Genomic DNA, 3,721 nt, shown 5'->3' on the forward strand with positions numbered 1-3,721 from the left:
AGTTTCACACCGGCGGCTACACGGGCCAACAAGGACAAGCACGAGGTGCCGGCCCCGGCGCCCGGCACGGTGGGTGACGCCATGGTGCATCTCCAGGGCCCGGCCGAGGTGCTGAACATCCTGCGCGACCTGAGGGAGATCGGCCGCCAGCAGGTCGAGCATCTGGCGCGGATCGCGGAATGCGAGCGGGCCGCCCGCGAACAGCTGACGGCACAGACCGACCTGCTGCGCAGCATTGACCGGGAGCAGGTTCGAAACCACGGCCACGACTGACCGGCGGGAACCCGCCCTGCCGTTGAGCGGTTACATCGATGGATTTCCAGACCCGAGACTCCGCCTTCAGCCCCGCCGGCAGCCGCCGAGCGGGGGTTTCATGCTAATGAACAATCACCTTTACATCAGGCTCGGCAGTTGAATATCTATTGGAATCCTTAGTCCTGACGACCTCTTTGCGGCATAGCAAGTTCTTGCTATTTGTGACAAATTTGATCGATTTCGAAGTATTTTTAAAGATTCCATTGCTGCAAGCGCTCGCAATCACCCTTGTTTATTTTAGAAAAAAGGTTAGATCTGTTCATTGCGACAAAATTCAGATGGCTTTCGAAAACTCCCTTCTCCCCAATCCACCTATTAAATTGACCGCAATAACGACATAGTAGAAACGCGGCAAGATCATATCTAGGTTTGGTTTTTTTTGAAGATTGAAATCTACTAAATTTGCATTTTGCCAAAACCTGAAGTGGAAGCCCTAAAACTGCCGCCATTGCAGCAACATTTGAGGATATAACAATTACCCGTGAGACATATTGAAGAAACACCTCCGAGGAATTTACCCGTAGTTCGGCCTCAGGTACGATTATGTTCGGGTGCTCTATTCGCAACACATCAAGCATATCATCATTCGGAACGGCTTGATCGCTGTGCCAGGTCGGTAAAATTAGTTCATCTTCGTAAATATTTGCTGCTATTTTTCGAAGAAGAGGAACTGGTTTAAGGCGCGGGCCGGTGGCCTCATAGTGGAATCCGCCTGCAGATTGAAGGGGCAATAGCGTCACACTTCGCCCATTTGCGACTTTATCAAGCCAATCTTTTGCCCCTAAGCGCTCGGCTTCCAATCTCCGAAGGCCCAGCCACTTCTGCGTCCAGTCGCCGCCGATTTGCTGCGTCTCAGGGCTATCGAATTGTCCACTGGCTACTTGATCCAGCGAACTGCCAACTTGATGGCCATATGGGTCTAAAAAGCTACTCAGCGGCATATGACGGCGCGGCAGGGGACCGTGCTCCATAAATACACACCTGCCTGGAAATACATTCTCTATATATCGATTTTGCGACCAGCAAATAACGATATCAGGATGCAATGATTGCTCTAGTATTCTGAGCGCTGACAGTAGATTTTTATTTTCGAAATTTATTCCACTAAATAAATCTGCGCCATAGTCAGCTTCATCGAAACCAAATGCATTCATGGGGTCTTTTGTTGATAGTATATGCGTCGTTTTGAATTCTTTAACTGAATAACGTTCAAGATATTTCGAACAGGCAAGATGGTAGCTATATTCTCCAGTTCCCTGTTGCGCAATCTTGCCGGACCAATGAACCCAAATAGCCAAAGCCTCTGGGTTACTATTAAATATCATGGGTTCTATATAGAACAAAACTTTCTTCAATGCTCTTTTTCCTTTATAGGATTCTATGGTCTGCTTGGCGGAGCCTTCCTACGGCGAAAGTTACCTAATCGCCGCGATGGTACTGGGTGTGTGTCATATCATACTAATGCGCTAGTCCTTGCCTCCCTGTCAACTTTCGGACAGAAACCAGAAGAGCAGGCTCGTAGCCGTAATCACCATTTGGCCGCGGCCCGATCCGTCTACGCTGCATCGCCCCCCCGGAGATCCGGCGAAAGATCGCCTTGGCCCGCTTGAGCGCCCCGTTCCCAATCGGCGCCTCGTCCCGCGCTCCCGGCCTCGTCCGCTTACCTGTCGTCCCCACTCCGCACAGGCTCGAAGCTCGGCCTTGACCGGGAACCGCAAGCCTGTTTGTTCTCTTTCCATTCTAGTACGGAGGACGCGCGTAAGTCTCTATCGGGTCGGTGCGGAGGCGGCGGACGAAGGCGGGCTCGTGCGGATCCCGTTCATGCTCCCAACGCTCTGCGCCGGGTTCCCGAGCCCCGCCGAGGACTTCATCGAGGGGGCGCTTGAGCTACCGCGCTGGCTCGTGCCCAATCCGCCCGCCACCTTCATCTGGCGGGTACGCGACTGGTCGATGAAGAGCGCCGGCATCCACGACTAGGATCTGGCCGTGGTCGATCGCTCGCTCTCGCCCTCGTCCGGGGCGGTCGTCGTCGCGGTGGTCAATGGCGAGATGAGCCTCAAGCGCCTGGTCGCCCACGGCAACCGGCTGTCCCTCTCCTTCGACAACCCGGAGATGGGCGAATTCGTGCTGGAGGACATGGAGGAAGGCCTGCTCTGGGGCGTGCTGCTGTTCTCGGTGCGTTGGCACCATGTGAAGTCCCGCGCGAGCCTCGTGCGATGAGCCGGGCCATCGCGCTCATCGACGGGAACTCCTTCTACTGCTCCTGCGAGCGGGTGTTCGACCCGAAGCTCGCCGGCGTGCCGGTGATCGTTCTCTCGAACAACGACGGCTGCGCCATCGCTCGCACCGCCGAGGCCAAGGCGCTCGGGATCAAGATGGGTGAGCCCTACTTCAAGATCCGGCAGCTGTGCCGGTCCAAGGGCGTGCGCGTTTTCTCCTCGAACTATGCCCTCTACGGGGGACATGTCGGCCCGGGCCAACACCGTCTATCGGCAGTTCGCGCCCGACGTTAGTGTCAAACGGCATCGGAACGGGACCCCTGATCGGCGTCCAATTGGGACCCCTTGTTGCGCGTAGCGCGACGCCCCTGGTCAGCCCGGCGAAGCGGGTCGGGGTGGCGCAGCCGGGCTGACCAGGGGTCCAGGATGAGCTGCGCGCAGGCCATCCTTCACGCCCGGTTCTTGAAGCGCCAGCTCTCGTTGCCGGTCTCGACGATCTCGCAGTGGTGGGTCAGCCGATCGAGCAGCGCCGTCGTCATCTTGGCGTCGCCGGCAAACACGCTCGGCCACTCCCCGAACGCCAGGTTGGTCGTCACCACGATCGAGGTGGTCTCGTAGAGCCGGCTGATCAGGTGGAACAGCAGCTGACCGCCCGACTGCGCGAACGGCAGGTAGCCGAGCTCGTCCAGCACCACCAGGTCGAGCCGGGCGAGGTGGTCGGCGATGCGGCCCTGCCGGCCGGCTCGCGCCTCGGCCTCGAGCCGGTTGACGAGGTCGACCACGGTGTAGAACCGGGCCCGCGCCCCGTCCCGGATGCACGACCGGGCGACCGCGATGGCCAGATGCGTCTTGCCCGTGCCGGTGCCGCCCACCAGCACGACGTTGCGCTGGTGGGCCAGGAACTCGCCGCCGCAGAGGTCGCGCACCAGACCCTCGTTGATCGGCGTCCCGGCAAAGGCGAACTCGGCGAGGTCCTTGGCCAGGGGCAGCTTGGCAATCGTCATCTGGTAGCGGATCGAGCGCGCCTGCTTCTCGCTGATCTCGGCCTGCAATACCGCCGCGCCTAAGCATTGACGCGTGCGATGTATGGGAAGTTTGCGATGGAGCGGACGCGCTCTGGCTCAGCGGCAAGTGCGTTCCAGGCGGTGCAGCAGGCGTCGAGGATGGCCTCGTAGTCGGGGAAGACG

General features: G+C 58.3%; 2 protein-coding genes and 3 pseudogenes. 3 read left to right on the forward strand and 2 right to left on the reverse strand.

Going from position 1 to position 3,721, the window contains the following annotated elements:
* Window positions 1-273, forward strand: a 273-nt coding sequence (locus QR78_RS34915) for a hypothetical protein (protein ID WP_048427667.1), incomplete at its 5' end; no start/stop codon positions are given.
* Window positions 274-506: 233 nt separating this feature from the next.
* Here the strand turns inward: QR78_RS34915 and QR78_RS34065 are convergent.
* Window positions 507-1,670, reverse strand: coding sequence for a hypothetical protein (locus QR78_RS34065; protein WP_125901337.1), 1,164 nt, complete (start codon window positions 1,668-1,670; stop codon window positions 507-509).
* Between the two features lie 382 nt (window positions 1,671-2,052).
* On the opposite strand from QR78_RS34065, the pseudogene QR78_RS11550 reads away from it, so the two are divergent.
* Window positions 2,053-2,535, forward strand: a pseudogene (locus QR78_RS11550) (LexA family protein).
* Window positions 2,532-2,832: pseudogene (locus QR78_RS11555) on the forward strand (Y-family DNA polymerase); the annotation flags it as partial. The pseudogenes QR78_RS11550 and QR78_RS11555, both read left to right, overlap by 4 nt.
* Window positions 2,833-2,983: 151 nt before the next feature.
* On the opposite strand, the pseudogene istB reads toward QR78_RS11555, so the two are convergent.
* Window positions 2,984-3,592, reverse strand: a pseudogene (gene istB, locus QR78_RS11560) (IS21-like element helper ATPase IstB); the annotation flags it as partial.
* Window positions 3,593-3,721: the final 129 nt, after the last annotated feature.

Source organism: Methylobacterium indicum (genome assembly GCF_001043895.1).
In the GTDB taxonomy this organism is placed as follows: domain Bacteria; phylum Pseudomonadota; class Alphaproteobacteria; order Rhizobiales; family Beijerinckiaceae; genus Methylobacterium; species Methylobacterium indicum.